Genomic DNA, 12,924 nt, shown 5'->3' on the forward strand with positions numbered 1-12,924 from the left:
CCTTTTCGACGGCTCAGTGAGACAGCAGCACCGGCACCGTCATCGTCTCGAGGATCGTGCGCGTGGCGCCGCCCAGCACGCGTTCGTGCATGCGTGCGTGGCTGTACAAACCCATCACGAGCAGGTCCGCGTGCAGGTCGGTCACCCGGTTCAGCAGCGTCGCGCCCACGCCGACCGACCGGTCGCGCGGTGTCGTGGAGAACGACGCGCGAACGCCGTGCCGTTCGAGATACGCGGCGACGTCGACGCCCGCGGGCGTCTTGTCCGGATCGGGTTGCCCGCGCACGACCGTCTCGACGTTGACGAAGCGCGCGCGGGCGAGCAGCGGCAGCGCATCGGCCATCACGCGGGCGGCTTCGCGCCCGCCGTCCCAGCCGATCAGCACGTTCTCGCCGATCGTTCGCACGTCGCCGGCGTAGGGCACGACGATCGCCGGGCGGCCGCTGCCCATCACGACATCCTCGACGAAATGGCGCGCGACGTAGGTCATGCGATCGTCGGGGTCTTCCTGGCCGAGCACCAGCAGATCGGCGTGACGCGCGTGCAGAATGGCGGCGGCGGTCGCGTCGCCGGCGGGGGCCTGCCATTCGACGCTGCGTCCCGCGCGCTCGGCGGCCGTCAGGAATCTTTCTTCGGCTTCCTTGCGACGCTGCTCGCACAGCCGCTCGTACACGGCAAGCTTCAGCGGTTCGTCGGGCCGTCGCAACGGCTCGAACAGGTCCTGGCAGACCACGTAGAGGCCGATCAGATGCGCGTTCCAGCGCGCCGCGAGTTCGAGTGCGAGGCCGACGCGCGTCGCGCAGCGCTCGCTGTCGTCGAGGTGGACGAGCAGGGTCTTGTAGCTCATGACGGCTCCTTTTCGGTTGATGCCGCGGCAGTTTCGGCGGGTTTCTCCGGCGGGCAGTTCGCCGGAATCATCAGGACGGGGCAGGTGGCCAGGCGCAGCACGCGCTCGGCCACGCTGCCGAGGAAGAGGCGCTGAAAGCCGCGCCGGCCGTGCGTACCCATCACGATCAGGTCGGCCCCGGTTTCGTCGGCAAGACGGACGATCCGGCGCGGAATGTCCTCGCCCGCGGGCTCGACGTTGGAGATCTGCGGCGTGCCGGCCACGTCGCGCGCTTTCAGGCGTCGCGCCGCGTCCTCGGTGACGCGCAGCCCCTCTTCACGGAAGGCGTCGACGAGGATCGACGGATCGTATCCGTACATGTCGTAGGCCGGCACCAGGAAATCGACGACGTAGACGGGGGTCAGCCGCGCACCCGTTTCCGCCGCGAGCGTCAGCGCGGCGTCGAGTGCGCGGGACGACGTGTCGCTGCCGTCGAGCGCAACCAGAATGTTCGAGTACATGGCATTTCCCTTGAACGGATGTGGATGAGGTCATCATCGGCGCGTGCGCGCCGACGGCGCTGATCTGGATCAAGCGGCGCGGTTGCCGCGCAGCACGCGCACCGCGGCGCGTGCCGCGATCCACGCTTCGTTGGTCGGCTCGACGACCACCGTGACCGCGCTCGACGCGGACGACACGACCTGCGCATGGCCGGCATTCGCGCACACGTCGAGGTCGATGCCGAGCCAGCCGAGCGCTGCGCAGATCCGCTCGCGCAACACGGCCGAGTGTTCGCCGATGCCGGCCGTGAAGACCAGCATGTCGAGGCCGCCGAGCAGCGCGGTCAGCGCACCGGCCTCGCGCACGATGCGATGGACGTACAGCGCCAGCGCATCGGCGGCCGGTGCATCGCCGGCGGCTTCGCGTGCCAGCAGCACGCGCGGGTCGCCCGACGCGCCCGAGACGCCCTTGAGCCCCGACTCGTGATACAGCAGGCGGCCCAGCGCGTCGCCCGACAGCTTGCCGACTTCGAGCAGGTGCAGGACGACACCGGGATCGAGCGCCCCGCAGCGCGTGCTCATCATCAGCCCGTCGAGTGCCGAGAAGCCCATCGTCGTCGCGACACTGCGGCAGTCGCGCATCGCGCACAGGCTGGCGCCGCTGCCGAGATGGGCGGCGATCACGCGGCCGTGCGCACGTGCGCCGAACCGCTCGTCGAGCGCGACGGCCAGGTATTCGTACGACAGGCCGTGGAACCCGTAGCGCCGTACACCCTCGTCGAACCACGCGTGCGGCAGCGGGAGCAACTGCTCGGTGCGCGGCAGCGTGCGATGAAATGCCGTGTCGAACACGGCGACATGCGGGACGCCCGGAAACGCGCCGCGCAGCACGTCGATCGCATCGAGGCCGTGCGGCTGATGCAACGGGGCGAGCGGCGTCAGCGTGCGTAGCGCGCCGAGCACCGCGTCGTCGACGATCACCGGCTCCATGAAGCGTGTGCCGCCGTGCACGACGCGATGGGCGATGGCGCCCACCGTGATGTGCGGCAACTGTCCATGGATCCACGTCGCGATCCGCGCGAGCACGTCGCGGCTGGGGTCGCTCGCACCGAGCGGCCATGCAACGGCCGGTTCGGCGTCGAAGCGGATCGACATGCCGTTGCCGGTCTCGACCGCTTCGCCCTCGTGCAGCGGCCGCCGCGCGGGATCGTCGTGCGGCGGATACGCAAAGAGCGCGAACTTCACGCTCGACGAACCGGCATTGACGACGAGGAGCGCGAGCGTGCGCATCGGCCGGCTCAGTGCGACATCAGCACCGGCAGCGTCATCGACCCCAGCACCGTGCGCGTGGCGCCGCCCATCACCAGCTCGCGCCAGCGCGGATGGCCGTAGGCCCCCATCACGAGCAGGTCGGAACCCGTTTCGTAGGCGCGTGACAGCAGCGTGTCGCCGATCGACGCGCCGGCGCCGGCACCGATGTCGAGCACGTTCACGTCGTGCGCGTGGCGTGCCAGCATCAGCGCGGCATCGGCGGCCGGAATGCGCGTGGTCGCCGCCTCCGAATCGGGGTCGACCACGGCGACGACCGTCGTGCGCTTCGCATGCTCGAGAAACGGGAGCGCGTCGTGCGCGGCGCGGGCCGCTTCGCGGCTGCCGTCCCACGCGACGAATACCCGTTCGCCGATCGACGGAAATTCCCCGGTGTACGGCACGAACAGCACCGGGCGGCCGGCGGACAGCACCAGGTTCTCCGGAAACTGGTCGTCGATAAAGGTCTCGGGATCGTTCGGGTCGCTCTGGCCCGCAATCACGAGATCGGCGAGTCGCGCGGCGCGCAGCACGGCCAGGTTCGCGCGTTCGTCTGCGTGAACCCAGGTCGCCGGCACCTTGGCGCGGGCGGTCTCCGCATGGAACAGGCGCTCCAGCGCGGCGAGCCGTTCGTCGCGCCGCTCGCGGTGCTCGCGGAAATAGTCGGCGGAACCGGCCATCACGTAGAACGAATGCGGCTCGGGCGTGTAGACCGCGAACAGCCCGGTGAGATGCGCACCGAAGCGCCGGGCGAGGCGCAACGCGAACTCGAGGCGCGAATGCGCGCGGGCGCTCGTATCGAGGTGCACGACCATGCTTTTGTAGCTCATCGGAATCGCTCCATCGACGGGTGATCCGCCAGTGCAATCCAGTCTACGAAGCAGGGTTTCCGCGCGCTTGACTCAGATCAACGGCAGCCGAGCGCCGCGGCCGCACAGTGAGGCGGTCGTCCTGCCGATGCCCGGCGGGCGGCACGAGGCGGATGCCAATCCGTTGACCGGATCGATGGAGGGAACACGATGAGCGCCCACGCTTTGACGACACCGAACGACGCCTGCCGCGCGGGATGCGATCTTGCATTGCGCATGGCCGCGCTGAACCGAGGCTGGCAGCAGGAATGGCATGCGCTCGCAGGGCGCTGCATCCAGCGGGACCACGACGCCGTGCGCGGCCTGCAGCAGGCGCTCACGGCTACGAGCGAGTGGACGGCCTTCGGTGAAGCGGCCCGGCTGGCGATGCGCGACTACACGATCGCCACCGTCGCGATCTGGCAGGACGCCACCGAGCTCTGCATGCGCGGGCAGTTCGAGAGTGCCGGCGCGTGGCGCACGTGGCTGCGCGAATACGGCACCGGCGGGCTGGCGCGCTACCAGACCGACTGGTTGCCCGACCTCGGGCGGCTGGCCGTGATCAACGAGGCCAGCATGCCGTGGCGCGACTGGATGGCGGCGTTCGAGCTCGGCATCACGGAGGCCGTCGGCGCGAGCGACGGGGAAACGACGGCTGCGCGACTGCCGGACGATCGCGTTGCCGCGCGGGAGCACGATCATGTCCGCTAGGCGCGTCGCGTTCGTCACGGGTGGAATGGGCGGCCTTGGCGCCGCGATCAGCCGTTGCCTGCACGACGCGGGCATGACGGTGGCGGTGTCGCACACCGAACACAACGACCACGTCGCGACGTGGCTCACGCAGGAACGCGACGCCGGCCGCGCGTTTCATGCATACGAGGTCGACGTTGCCGATTACGACGCGTGCCAGCACTGCGCGGCACGCGTGCTGGCCGAATTCGGGCGCGTCGACGTGCTCGTCAACAACGCCGGCATCACGCACGACGCCACCTTCGTGAAGATGACCAAGGGCATGTGGGATGCGGTGCTGCGCACCAACCTCGACAGCATGTTCAACATGACGAAGCCGTTCGTGCCCGGCATGATCGACGCGGGCTTCGGGCGGATCGTGAACATCGGGTCCGTCAACGGGGCGAGAGGTGCGTACGGGCAAACGAACTACGCGGCCGCGAAGGCCGGCATCCACGGCTTCACGAAGGCGCTCGCGCTCGAGCTCGCGCGTCACGGCGTGACGGTCAACACGGTCGCGCCAGGCTACCTGGATACGGCGATGCTCGAATCGGTGCCGAAGGAAGTGCTCGACACGAAGATCCTGCCGCAGATCCCGGTGGGGCGTCTCGGGCGCCCCGACGAGATCGCCGCGCTCGTCGGCTTCCTGTGTTCCGATGCGGGCGCATTTGCGACGGGTGCCGAATTCGATGTCAACGGCGGCATGCACATGCGATGACAGCCTCCGTCGTCCATGCACCGTTCACGCGCGAATCGATGCCGCCGCCGGATCGGGGCGGCCCGGTGTCGCGTTCCGCCGAATGCCCGGCGGGAACGACTTCGCCGGCCGACCAATGGAACCGCGCAGCGCATGCGACCGTCGCCGCGATGACCTTCGGGCTGTCGCCCGTGTCGCTGGCGCTGGCCGTGCTCGATTGGGGCGCGCATCTGGCGGTGTCGCCGGGAAAGTGCTTCGAGCTCGCGACGCAGGCGTGCACGGCCGCCGTTGCCCCGGCGGCAAACCGGCGTGAGGGCGGCGCCGACGATGCGGACATGAGCGGCCTTGCCGTGCATGCCGGCGAGGCCGATCCGCGTTTCGCCGCGCCGGCGTGGGCCGGCTGGCCGTTCAGCGTGTATCGCGACAGTTTCCTGTCGATCCAGCGCTGGTGGCGCGACGCAACGCGCGGCGTGCCGGGCGTCGAACGGCATCACGAGGAACTGGTCGGGTTCGTCGCGCGACAGTGGCTCGACGCGTGCTCGCCGGGCAACTTCCTGGCGACCAATCCGGTCGCGCTCGACGCGACGATGCGCAGCGGCGGCGCGAATCTCGCGGCAGGCTTCCGGAACTGGCTGGATGACGCGAGCGCGTTGCTCGATCGCACGAGCGGCACGCGGGCCCGCGACACGCGCACGTATCTGCCGGGACGCGACGTGGCGGTCACGCCGGGGCGCGTCGTCTGGCGTAACGCGCTGTGCGAGCTGCTGCAGTACGACCCGGCGACGCCCCGCGTCGCGCGCGAACCGATCCTGATCGTGCCGTCGTGGATCATGAAGTACTACATCCTCGATCTGCAGCCGCACAACTCGCTGATCCGCTTCCTGGTCGATGCGGGCTACACCGTGTTTGCGGTGTCGTGGCGCAACCCGGGCGCGGAGGCCCGCGACGTCGGGCTCGACGATTATCTGCGCGACGGGTGCATGGCGACGCTCGATGCCGCCCGGTCGATCTGCGGCGAAGCGGTCCACGCGGTCGGCTATTGCCTGGGCGGCACGCTGCTGGCGATCGGCGCGGCGGCGCTCGCGCGCGACGGGCGGCAACACGACACACTGCGCTCGGTCACGTTGCTGGCGGCCCAGACCGATTTCAGCGAACCCGGCGAGCTCGGCCTGTTCATCGACGCGAGCGAACTGTCCGCACTCGACGCGCTGATGTGGCGGCAGGGTTACCTGGACGGCGCGCAGATGTCCGCCGCGTTCGAACTGCTGAACGCGCGCGACCTGATCTGGTCGCGGATGATGAGCGAATACCTGCTCGGCACGCGCACGAAGCCCAACGACCTGATGTCGTGGAATGCGGACACCACGCGCATGCCGTATCGGATGCATTCGGAATACCTGACGCGGCTCTTTCTCGACAACGATCTCGCGGCCGGGCGCTACTGCGTCGACGGGCGGCCGGTCGCGTTGTCGGATCTCGACGTGCCGACGTTCGTGGTCGGCACCGAGCGCGACCACGTGTCGCCGTGGCGTTCCGTCTACAAGCTCCACCTGCTCACGCACCACGCGCTGACTTTCGTGCTGACATCGGGCGGGCACAACGCGGGCATCGTGTCCGAACCCGGCCACGCGCGGCGCCACTATCGATGCGCGACCCGCGAACCCGGCGCGGCCTACCGCAGCCGGCACGATTTCGTGCGCGACACGCCGGCCGTCGACGGATCGTGGTGGACCTGCTGGCGCGACTGGCTGCACGCGCGCTCGTCGGGCGACGTGTCGGCCCGTACGCCGGCCGCGGGGTTGGCGGCGGCGCCCGGCACCTACGTACTCGAAACATGAGCGAAAACCCGCCGCCGGAGGGGCTCGACGACGCATGCCTGCCCGGCTTGCTGCCACGCCCGGACGGCGCATTACCCGAACTGATCGCGCGGGCGTGCAACGCGGCGCCGCTCGTCGTCGCCGTCGTGCATCCGTGTGACGCGACCAGTCTGGTTGCGCTCGCGGCGCTGCGCACGTCACCCCTGGGGGCGGCGATCGAACCGCTGATCGTCGCGCCGCGCGCCAAGGTGCAACGCGTGGCGAACGAGGCGGGCGTCGATCTTTCGACGTGGACGATCGAGGACGTGCCGCACAGCCATGCGGCGGCGGCCCGCGCGGTCGAGCTGGCGGCGGCCGGCCGCGCCGGCGCGCTGATGAAGGGCAGCCTGCACACGGACGAGCTGATGGGTGCGGTCGTCGCGGCCGGTTCGGGCCTGCGCACCGACAAGCGCATGTCCCACTGTTTCCTGATCGAGACGCCGGCGTATCCGCGCCCGTTCATCCTGACCGACGCGGCGGTGAACATCGCGCCGGATCTCGCGCAGAAGGCGGCCATCACGCAGAACGCGATCGACGTCGCACATGCGCTGGGCGTTGCCTGCCCGCGCGTGGCGGTGCTGTGCGCGGTCGAAACCGTCAATCCGGCGATGCGCTCGACACTCGATGCGGCCGCGCTCGCGAAGATGGCCGAGCGCGGCCAGCTCACGGGTGCGATCGTCGACGGCCCGCTCGCGTTCGACAACGCGATTTCGCTGCGGGCGGCGCACGACAAGGGGATCGATTCGCCGGTAGCCGGCCGCGCCGACATCCTGGTCGTTCCCGATATCGAAGCCGGCAACCTGCTCGCGAAGCAGCTCGAATACCTGGGGGGTGCCGTCAGCGCAGGCATCGTCGTCGGCGCACGTGTCCCGATCGTGCTGACGAGCCGTGCCGACAGCGTCGCCGTCCGGATCGCTTCGTGCGCACTCGCGACGGTGCTGGCGCAGGGGCGGCATCACCTGCAGTCCTGATGAATGAACCCGCAACCCTTTCTTTCGATGGAGGAACCGCGATGAAAGCACTCGTCTACCACGGACCCGGGCGCAAGGCGCTCGAGGAACGGCCCAGGCCGGAACTGCAGTCGCCCACCGACGCGATCGTCCGCGTGACGCGCACGACGATCTGCGGAACCGATCTGCATATTCTCAAGGGCGACGTGCCGACCTGCGAACCCGGCCGCATTCTCGGCCATGAGGGCGTCGGCATCGTCGAGCAGGTCGGTGCCGCGGTCGATTCGCTGAAGCCGGGCGATCCCGTGCTCATTTCGTGCATCTCGTCGTGCGGCCGCTGCGAGTACTGCCGGCGCGGCCTGTATTCGCACTGCACGACGGGCGGCTGGATCCTCGGCAACCGGATCGACGGCACGCAGGCCGAGTACGTGCGCATCCCGCATGCGCAGACGAGCCTGTACCGGATTCCGCCGGGCGCGGACGAGGACGCGCTCGTGATGCTGTCCGACATCCTGCCGACCGGGTTCGAATGCGGCGTGCTGAACGGCAAGGTGCAGCCCGGCTGCTCGGTCGCGATCGTCGGCGCGGGCCCGATCGGGCTGGCGGCGTTGCTGACCGCGCAGTTCTACTCGCCCGCGCGGATCATCATGGTCGACCCGGACAGCAACCGGCTCGAGGTCGCGCGGCGTTTCGGCGCGACCGATTGCATCGACGGCCGCACCGTCGACCCGGTGGCGGAGGTCATGAAGCTGACCGACGGCGTCGGCGTGGATTGCGCGATCGAGGCGGTCGGCATTCCGGCGACGTTCGAGATGTGCACCTCGCTGGTGGCGCCGGGCGGCGTGGTCGCGAACGTCGGCGTGCACGGGGTCAAGGCCGACCTGCACCTCGAGAAACTGTGGGATCGCAACATCTCGATCACGACGCGGCTCGTCGACACGGTCAGCACGCCGATGCTGCTGAAGACCGTACGCGCCGGGCGCCTCGATCCGACGCGCCTGATCACGCACCGGTTCTCGCTCGACGACGTCGAGCGCGCATACGACACGTTCGGTCGCGCGGCGCAAACCCATGCGCTGAAGGTCATCATCGAAGTCGGTTGATCGCCGATGGCCGATAGCGGCGCCGCACCGTGCCGTGCCGCGCCGTGCCGTGCCGTGCCGTGCCGTGCCGTGCCGTGCCGTGCCGTGCCGTGCCGTGCACGGGACACGGTGCGCGACGTCCGGTTCCCGTGCATGCGCCGGCCGGAGCGTTGCCGGCGTCGCCGTCAGGATGAAAGCGTGGCCGGCTCGTGCGCGTCGCCCGATTCGACCGCATCGAGATCGACGCACTGCGCGTAAGTCGGCACCTCGCACGGCCAGTGCAGTCGTTCCGCGATACGCCGCCGCAGCGCGTCGGCCGCCGCGGGTTCGCCGTGCGTGACGAAGGTCCGCACCGGCGCGCGTTGCATCGTGCCGAGCCAACGGAGAATCTCCTCGTAGTCGGCATGCGCGGAGAGCGTCGTGATCGACTCGACCTGCGCGCGCACGCGCACGTATTCGCCGTGAATCTTCAGCGTCGGCTCGTGCGCGGCCAGCGCCGCGCCGCGTGTGCCGACCGCCTGGTAGCCGACCAGCGCGATCGTGTTGCGCACATCGGGCGCATAACGGCTCAGGTGATGCAGCACGCGGCCGCCCGTCGCCATCCCGCTGCCGGCGATGATGACCATCGGGCCATGATGGTCGGCGATCGCTTTCGACTGCTCGACCGACCGGATCATCGTGGCCGCGTGACCGAGCGCATTCGCTTCGGACGGCGTCAGCCGGTGCTCGAGAATATGGTGACGATAGATCTCGGTCACGTCCGTCGCCATCGGGCTGTCGAGGTAAACCGGGACGCGCGCCATGCGGCCGGACGCCTTCAGCCGCGCGATGTAGTGCAGGATTTCCTGCGCGCGCCCGACGGTGAAGCAGGGCATCACCACGACGCCGCCGCGCGCGAACGTCTTGTCGAACAGCGCGGCCAGTTCGTTCTCGGGGTCCGATTCCGGATGCAGACGGTCGCCGTACGTCGATTCGACGACCAGGAAGTCCGCATGCGCGGGCGTCAGCGGCGGCTGCATGATCGGGTCGTGATAGCGGCCGAGGTCGCCCGAGAACGCGAGCACCTTGTGATTCCAGTGCATCACGACGCTCGCCGCACCGAGGATGTGCCCGGCCGGCAGCAGGCGGAACGCCAGGCCGCCGCCCAGTGCGGTGCATTCGTCGAACGCGACGGGCTTCAGCAGTTGCAGCGCGCGCTGCGCGTCGTCCAGCGTGTAGAGCGGCTGTGCGGGGTGATGCTTCGAGTAGCCGTGGCGGTTCGCGAAGTCGGCTTCTTCTTCCTGCAGCCGCGCGCTGTCGCGCAGCATGATGTCGCAGAGTTCGGCCGTCGCGGCCGTGCAGTACACGGGCCCGCGGTACCCTTCGCGCACCAGTACCGGAAGGTAGCCGGCATGGTCGATGTGCGCGTGCGTGAGGACGACCGCGTCGAGCGTGTCGGGCGTGAGCGGCAACGGGCTCCAGTTGCGCAGCCGCAGGTTCTTCGTGCCCTGGAACAGGCCGCAATCGACCAGCACGCGCCGGTTGCCGTGCTCGAGCAGGTACTTCGAGCCGGTCACGGTTTCGGTCGCGCCGAAAAAAGTCAGTTTCATGGATGCCTCACCGGGAGTCGAGGGAGCAGTGAACCGATTACAGCGCGGATGCGCGTGCAGCGATTGATGGAAATCAGGGATTGCCGTATCCGTATCCGTATCCGTATCCGTATCCGTATCCGTATCCGTATCCGTGCCCGGGTCGGGCGAGGTTCGTCCTCCAGCCGTTGCGGCTACGGTTTGACGTCAATCAACGTGCGGGCCGGACGGTGGCGCGATAGTGGTCGCATGTGCGAGGGCGATGTCGTGATTCCGCCCTCCGCGCGGGCCGCGTATATGCCGTACACCATAGGCAGCGAGATTTCGACGCGATAGGGACGAATCCATCATGACGCTGATCGCCAACCTGGACGGCGCGCGGACCGGCTACCGGCTGTGCTTCGTCCGCGCGCCCTGGGCATGGTTTACGTGCCTGCCGCTCGACCTGCAATGCGGCCAAAGCTGGGCCGACGTGCCCTATCAGGACGTCGCGCAGCCGCCTTACAGCGATTCGCGCACCCAGCTGCTGCGCGTGGCGTTCGACGCGCCGCGCCTGTTGCCGCCCGAAGCCGGCCGCCACGGGCAGGACTGGAGCGTGGAGCAGATCAACGGCGGCGCGGTGCCGTGGCTGCGCAGCGAGGAATTTGTCGACGCGATGAAGCTGGCCGTGCCGGCGGGGGCGACACTCGCCGAATTCGTCGAGACGATCGAGGCCGCCGGCGGTACCGTCTACGGCCCGCTCGGCTGGGCCGAGTTGCCGCCCTGGCAGCGGCCGGACATCGTGGCGCACACGTAGACGGGCTGACTCCGGACGACCGCACCGCCGCGTTTCAGCCCGGGTCACCCCGGCCGCCGCCGAGCGCGACGTGGAACGCGACCGTGTCCTGCCGCCGCTGCGCGACTGCCTGCAACCACGCAAGACGCGCCTGATGGTATTGCACGTCGGCGACCAGACACTGCACGTAGCCCGGGATCACGCCGAGCAGTGTCGTCTTGCCGCTGCCGGACGGCCCGACGATCAGCAGCCTCGCGCCGAAGTTCGCCTCATCGATACCTCGCACAACGCCTGCGCTCGCCGGCGGCCGAAGCCAACTGTGCGACGAAAGCGGCGACGCCCGACACCAGCGCGACGATCGCATACGGGAGCACGGGCGCCCCGGCGAGCATCGCGTGCTCGACGCCCAGCAGCGACGAGAGTGCGATGAACACGCCGAGCGTGGCAAGAACGATCCGGTTTGGCAGGCGCATCATGACGTTCTCCGGCGGGGCGGCCGCCGGCCGCCCGTGAGCGTGATGCCGACATGCCGCCATCGCGGCCGCTGCGGCTATCACAGGACGTGACGTCATGATCGCGTGAAGGGTGCCGGCACGGTTGATCTGTATCAACGGACGAATCCGGGCGCCGCGCGGGCGCCTGGCTGCCTGCCGGGCCGGTTACGCCATTTGGGCGATCGTCTTGCGAAAGCGCGTCAGCGACAGCAGGAACAGCGCGCAGCCGATCGCGAACAGCACCGCGAACTGGATCCAGACCGCATCGAGGCCCGCGCCGCGGTACAGGATGCGTTGCGCGAGTTCGACGAAGTGCGTGGTCGGCGCGGCCAGCATGATGTCCTGCACGGCCAGCGGCATGCTCTCGCGTGGTGTCAGCCCGCCTGACAGTAGTTGCAGCGGCAGCAGCACGAGCACGAGCAACATCCCGAACTGCGGCATGCTGCGCACGAGCGTCGCGAGAAAGATCCCCATCGACGTCGTCGCGAACAGATGCAGCGCCATCCCGGCCACGAACAGCGGGATGGAGCCCGGAATCGGCACGTGCAACGCTCCGCCCACGACCAGCGTCAGCGACGCGACGGCCGCCACCGTGACGACGAGCCCCATCGACCAGACCTTCGCGAGCATGATTTCCGCGGCGGTGACCGGCATCACGAGCAGATGCTCGATCGTGCCGTGCTCGCGTTCGCGGATCAGCGCGGCCCCGGTGAGGATCATCGACAGCATCGTCACGTTGTTGATCAGCTCCATCAGCGCGCCGAACCACACTTCGTCGAGATTCGGGTTGAAGCGCATCCGCATCGCGAGATCGACGGGCGGCGACGCCGTGCCGCGATAGCGCCGCACGAATGCGTCGATCTCGCCCGACACGATCTGCTGCACGTAGCCGCCGCCGGTAAAGGCCTGCGTCATGCGGGTCGCGTCGACGTTGAGCTGGATCGTCGCATGACGGCCGGCGAGCACGTCGCGCTGGAAATCCGGCGGAATGTCGAGCGAGAACGTGTAGTCGCCGTTGTCGAGGCCGCGATCGGCCGCGGCCGCGTCGACGATCGGCGGCGGTGCGAACTGCGGCGGGAAGAACGCCGCGGCGATGCGCGCCGACAGCGGCGATGCGTCTTCGTCGACGATCGCGATCGGCACCTTGTGCAGCGTTTCCGGGCGCGCGGTGGCCGCGACGTAGATCGACGCGCTGAACGTGTAGACGATCAGCATGAGCAGGATCGGGTCGCGGGCGAGGCTCCAGAGCTCCTTGACCCCGAGCCGGAAGATGACGAGCAGGCGCGACATG

14 protein-coding genes are annotated in these 12,924 nt (G+C 69.2%); 6 read left to right on the forward strand and 8 right to left on the reverse strand.

The window, feature by feature from the left end; all coding sequences use genetic code 11:
* Positions 1-13 precede the first annotated feature (13 nt).
* From DPV79_RS14530 to DPV79_RS14545, 4 genes are all read right to left on the reverse strand, one after another.
* A complete protein-coding gene (locus tag DPV79_RS14530; RefSeq protein ID WP_113045708.1) occupies positions 14-847 on the reverse strand; it encodes a universal stress protein in 834 nt (277 codons plus the stop codon).
* A complete protein-coding gene (locus tag DPV79_RS14535) occupies positions 844-1,347 on the reverse strand; it encodes a universal stress protein (RefSeq protein WP_021159380.1) in 504 nt (167 codons plus the stop codon). The genes DPV79_RS14530 and DPV79_RS14535 overlap by 4 nt, the downstream gene beginning before the upstream one ends.
* 69 nt (positions 1,348-1,416) lie before the next feature.
* Positions 1,417-2,616, reverse strand: a complete 1,200-nt coding sequence (locus tag DPV79_RS14540) for an acetate/propionate family kinase (RefSeq protein ID WP_113045709.1) — start codon at positions 2,614-2,616, stop codon at positions 1,417-1,419.
* 8 nt (positions 2,617-2,624) lie between these two features.
* Positions 2,625-3,464, reverse strand: coding sequence for a universal stress protein (locus DPV79_RS14545; protein ID WP_113045710.1), 840 nt, complete (start codon positions 3,462-3,464; stop codon positions 2,625-2,627).
* Positions 3,465-3,653: 189 nt separating this feature from the next.
* On the opposite strand from DPV79_RS14545, the gene DPV79_RS14550 reads away from it, so the two are divergent.
* The 5 genes from DPV79_RS14550 to DPV79_RS14570 are packed head-to-tail and all read left to right on the forward strand — an operon-like array spanning position 3,654 to position 8,817.
* Entirely contained in the window at positions 3,654-4,193 is a 540-nt protein-coding gene (locus DPV79_RS14550; protein ID WP_021159383.1) for a hypothetical protein, read from the forward strand.
* Positions 4,183-4,929, forward strand: a complete 747-nt coding sequence (locus tag DPV79_RS14555; protein ID WP_042974958.1) for a beta-ketoacyl-ACP reductase — start codon at positions 4,183-4,185, stop codon at positions 4,927-4,929. The genes DPV79_RS14550 and DPV79_RS14555 overlap by 11 nt, the downstream gene beginning before the upstream one ends.
* Positions 4,926-6,746, forward strand: a complete 1,821-nt coding sequence (locus DPV79_RS14560) for a PHA/PHB synthase family protein (RefSeq protein WP_113045711.1) — start codon at positions 4,926-4,928, stop codon at positions 6,744-6,746. The genes DPV79_RS14555 and DPV79_RS14560 overlap by 4 nt, the downstream gene beginning before the upstream one ends.
* On the forward strand, positions 6,743-7,735 hold the full coding sequence (locus tag DPV79_RS14565) for a bifunctional enoyl-CoA hydratase/phosphate acetyltransferase (protein WP_048028632.1): 993 nt from the start codon (positions 6,743-6,745) through the stop codon (positions 7,733-7,735). The genes DPV79_RS14560 and DPV79_RS14565 overlap by 4 nt, the downstream gene beginning before the upstream one ends.
* Before the next feature lie 41 nt (positions 7,736-7,776).
* The gene (locus DPV79_RS14570) at positions 7,777-8,817 is read left to right on the forward strand and encodes a zinc-dependent alcohol dehydrogenase family protein (RefSeq protein ID WP_021159387.1); all 1,041 of its coding nucleotides are present in this window, start codon (positions 7,777-7,779) and stop codon (positions 8,815-8,817) included.
* 164 nt (positions 8,818-8,981) lie between these two features.
* Here DPV79_RS14570 and DPV79_RS14575 read toward each other — a convergent pair whose 3' ends face one another.
* The gene (locus DPV79_RS14575) at positions 8,982-10,385 is read right to left on the reverse strand and encodes an MBL fold metallo-hydrolase RNA specificity domain-containing protein (protein ID WP_113045712.1); all 1,404 of its coding nucleotides are present in this window, start codon (positions 10,383-10,385) and stop codon (positions 8,982-8,984) included.
* A 328-nt stretch (positions 10,386-10,713) separates the two neighbouring features.
* On the opposite strand from DPV79_RS14575, the gene DPV79_RS14580 reads away from it, so the two are divergent.
* Positions 10,714-11,160, forward strand: coding sequence for a hypothetical protein (locus DPV79_RS14580; RefSeq protein ID WP_021163484.1), 447 nt, complete (start codon positions 10,714-10,716; stop codon positions 11,158-11,160).
* A 34-nt stretch (positions 11,161-11,194) separates the two neighbouring features.
* Here DPV79_RS14580 and DPV79_RS43060 read toward each other — a convergent pair whose 3' ends face one another.
* From DPV79_RS43060 to DPV79_RS14595, 3 genes are all read right to left on the reverse strand, one after another.
* Entirely contained in the window at positions 11,195-11,425 is a 231-nt protein-coding gene (locus DPV79_RS43060; RefSeq protein ID WP_208866725.1) for an ATP-binding cassette domain-containing protein, read from the reverse strand.
* Complete coding sequence (locus DPV79_RS14590; protein ID WP_113045754.1) at positions 11,409-11,615, reverse strand: DUF2964 family protein; 207 nt, start codon at positions 11,613-11,615, stop codon at positions 11,409-11,411. Before DPV79_RS14590 ends, DPV79_RS43060 begins: the two co-directional genes overlap by 17 nt.
* Before the next feature lie 183 nt (positions 11,616-11,798).
* The gene (locus DPV79_RS14595) at positions 11,799-12,923 is read right to left on the reverse strand and encodes an ABC transporter permease (protein WP_113045713.1); all 1,125 of its coding nucleotides are present in this window, start codon (positions 12,921-12,923) and stop codon (positions 11,799-11,801) included.
* Position 12,924 lies beyond the last annotated feature (1 nt).

The organism is Burkholderia reimsis (assembly GCF_003294055.1).
GTDB classification, from domain to species: Bacteria; Pseudomonadota; Gammaproteobacteria; order Burkholderiales; family Burkholderiaceae; genus Burkholderia; species Burkholderia cepacia.

Bases quoted from the DNA above. Each gene is read 5' to 3' on its own strand.
- DPV79_RS14530 (WP_113045708.1), bottom strand. From the start codon at position 847: ATGAGCTACAAGACCCTGCTCGTCCACCTCGACGACAGCGAGCGCTGC.
- DPV79_RS14535 (WP_021159380.1), bottom strand. From the start codon at position 1,347: ATGTACTCGAACATTCTGGTTGCGCTCGACGGCAGCGACACGTCGTCC.
- DPV79_RS14540 (WP_113045709.1), bottom strand. From the start codon at position 2,616: ATGCGCACGCTCGCGCTCCTCGTCGTCAATGCCGGTTCGTCGAGCGTG.
- DPV79_RS14545 (WP_113045710.1), bottom strand. From the start codon at position 3,464: ATGAGCTACAAAAGCATGGTCGTGCACCTCGATACGAGCGCCCGCGCG.
- DPV79_RS14550 (WP_021159383.1), top strand. From the start codon at position 3,654: ATGAGCGCCCACGCTTTGACGACACCGAACGACGCCTGCCGCGCGGGA.
- DPV79_RS14555 (WP_042974958.1), top strand. From the start codon at position 4,183: ATGTCCGCTAGGCGCGTCGCGTTCGTCACGGGTGGAATGGGCGGCCTT.
- DPV79_RS14560 (WP_113045711.1), top strand. From the start codon at position 4,926: ATGACAGCCTCCGTCGTCCATGCACCGTTCACGCGCGAATCGATGCCG.
- DPV79_RS14565 (WP_048028632.1), top strand. From the start codon at position 6,743: ATGAGCGAAAACCCGCCGCCGGAGGGGCTCGACGACGCATGCCTGCCC.
- DPV79_RS14570 (WP_021159387.1), top strand. From the start codon at position 7,777: ATGAAAGCACTCGTCTACCACGGACCCGGGCGCAAGGCGCTCGAGGAA.
- DPV79_RS14575 (WP_113045712.1), bottom strand. From the start codon at position 10,385: ATGAAACTGACTTTTTTCGGCGCGACCGAAACCGTGACCGGCTCGAAG.
- DPV79_RS14580 (WP_021163484.1), top strand. From the start codon at position 10,714: ATGACGCTGATCGCCAACCTGGACGGCGCGCGGACCGGCTACCGGCTG.
- DPV79_RS14590 (WP_113045754.1), bottom strand. From the start codon at position 11,615: ATGATGCGCCTGCCAAACCGGATCGTTCTTGCCACGCTCGGCGTGTTC.
- DPV79_RS14595 (WP_113045713.1), bottom strand. From the start codon at position 12,923: ATGTCGCGCCTGCTCGTCATCTTCCGGCTCGGGGTCAAGGAGCTCTGG.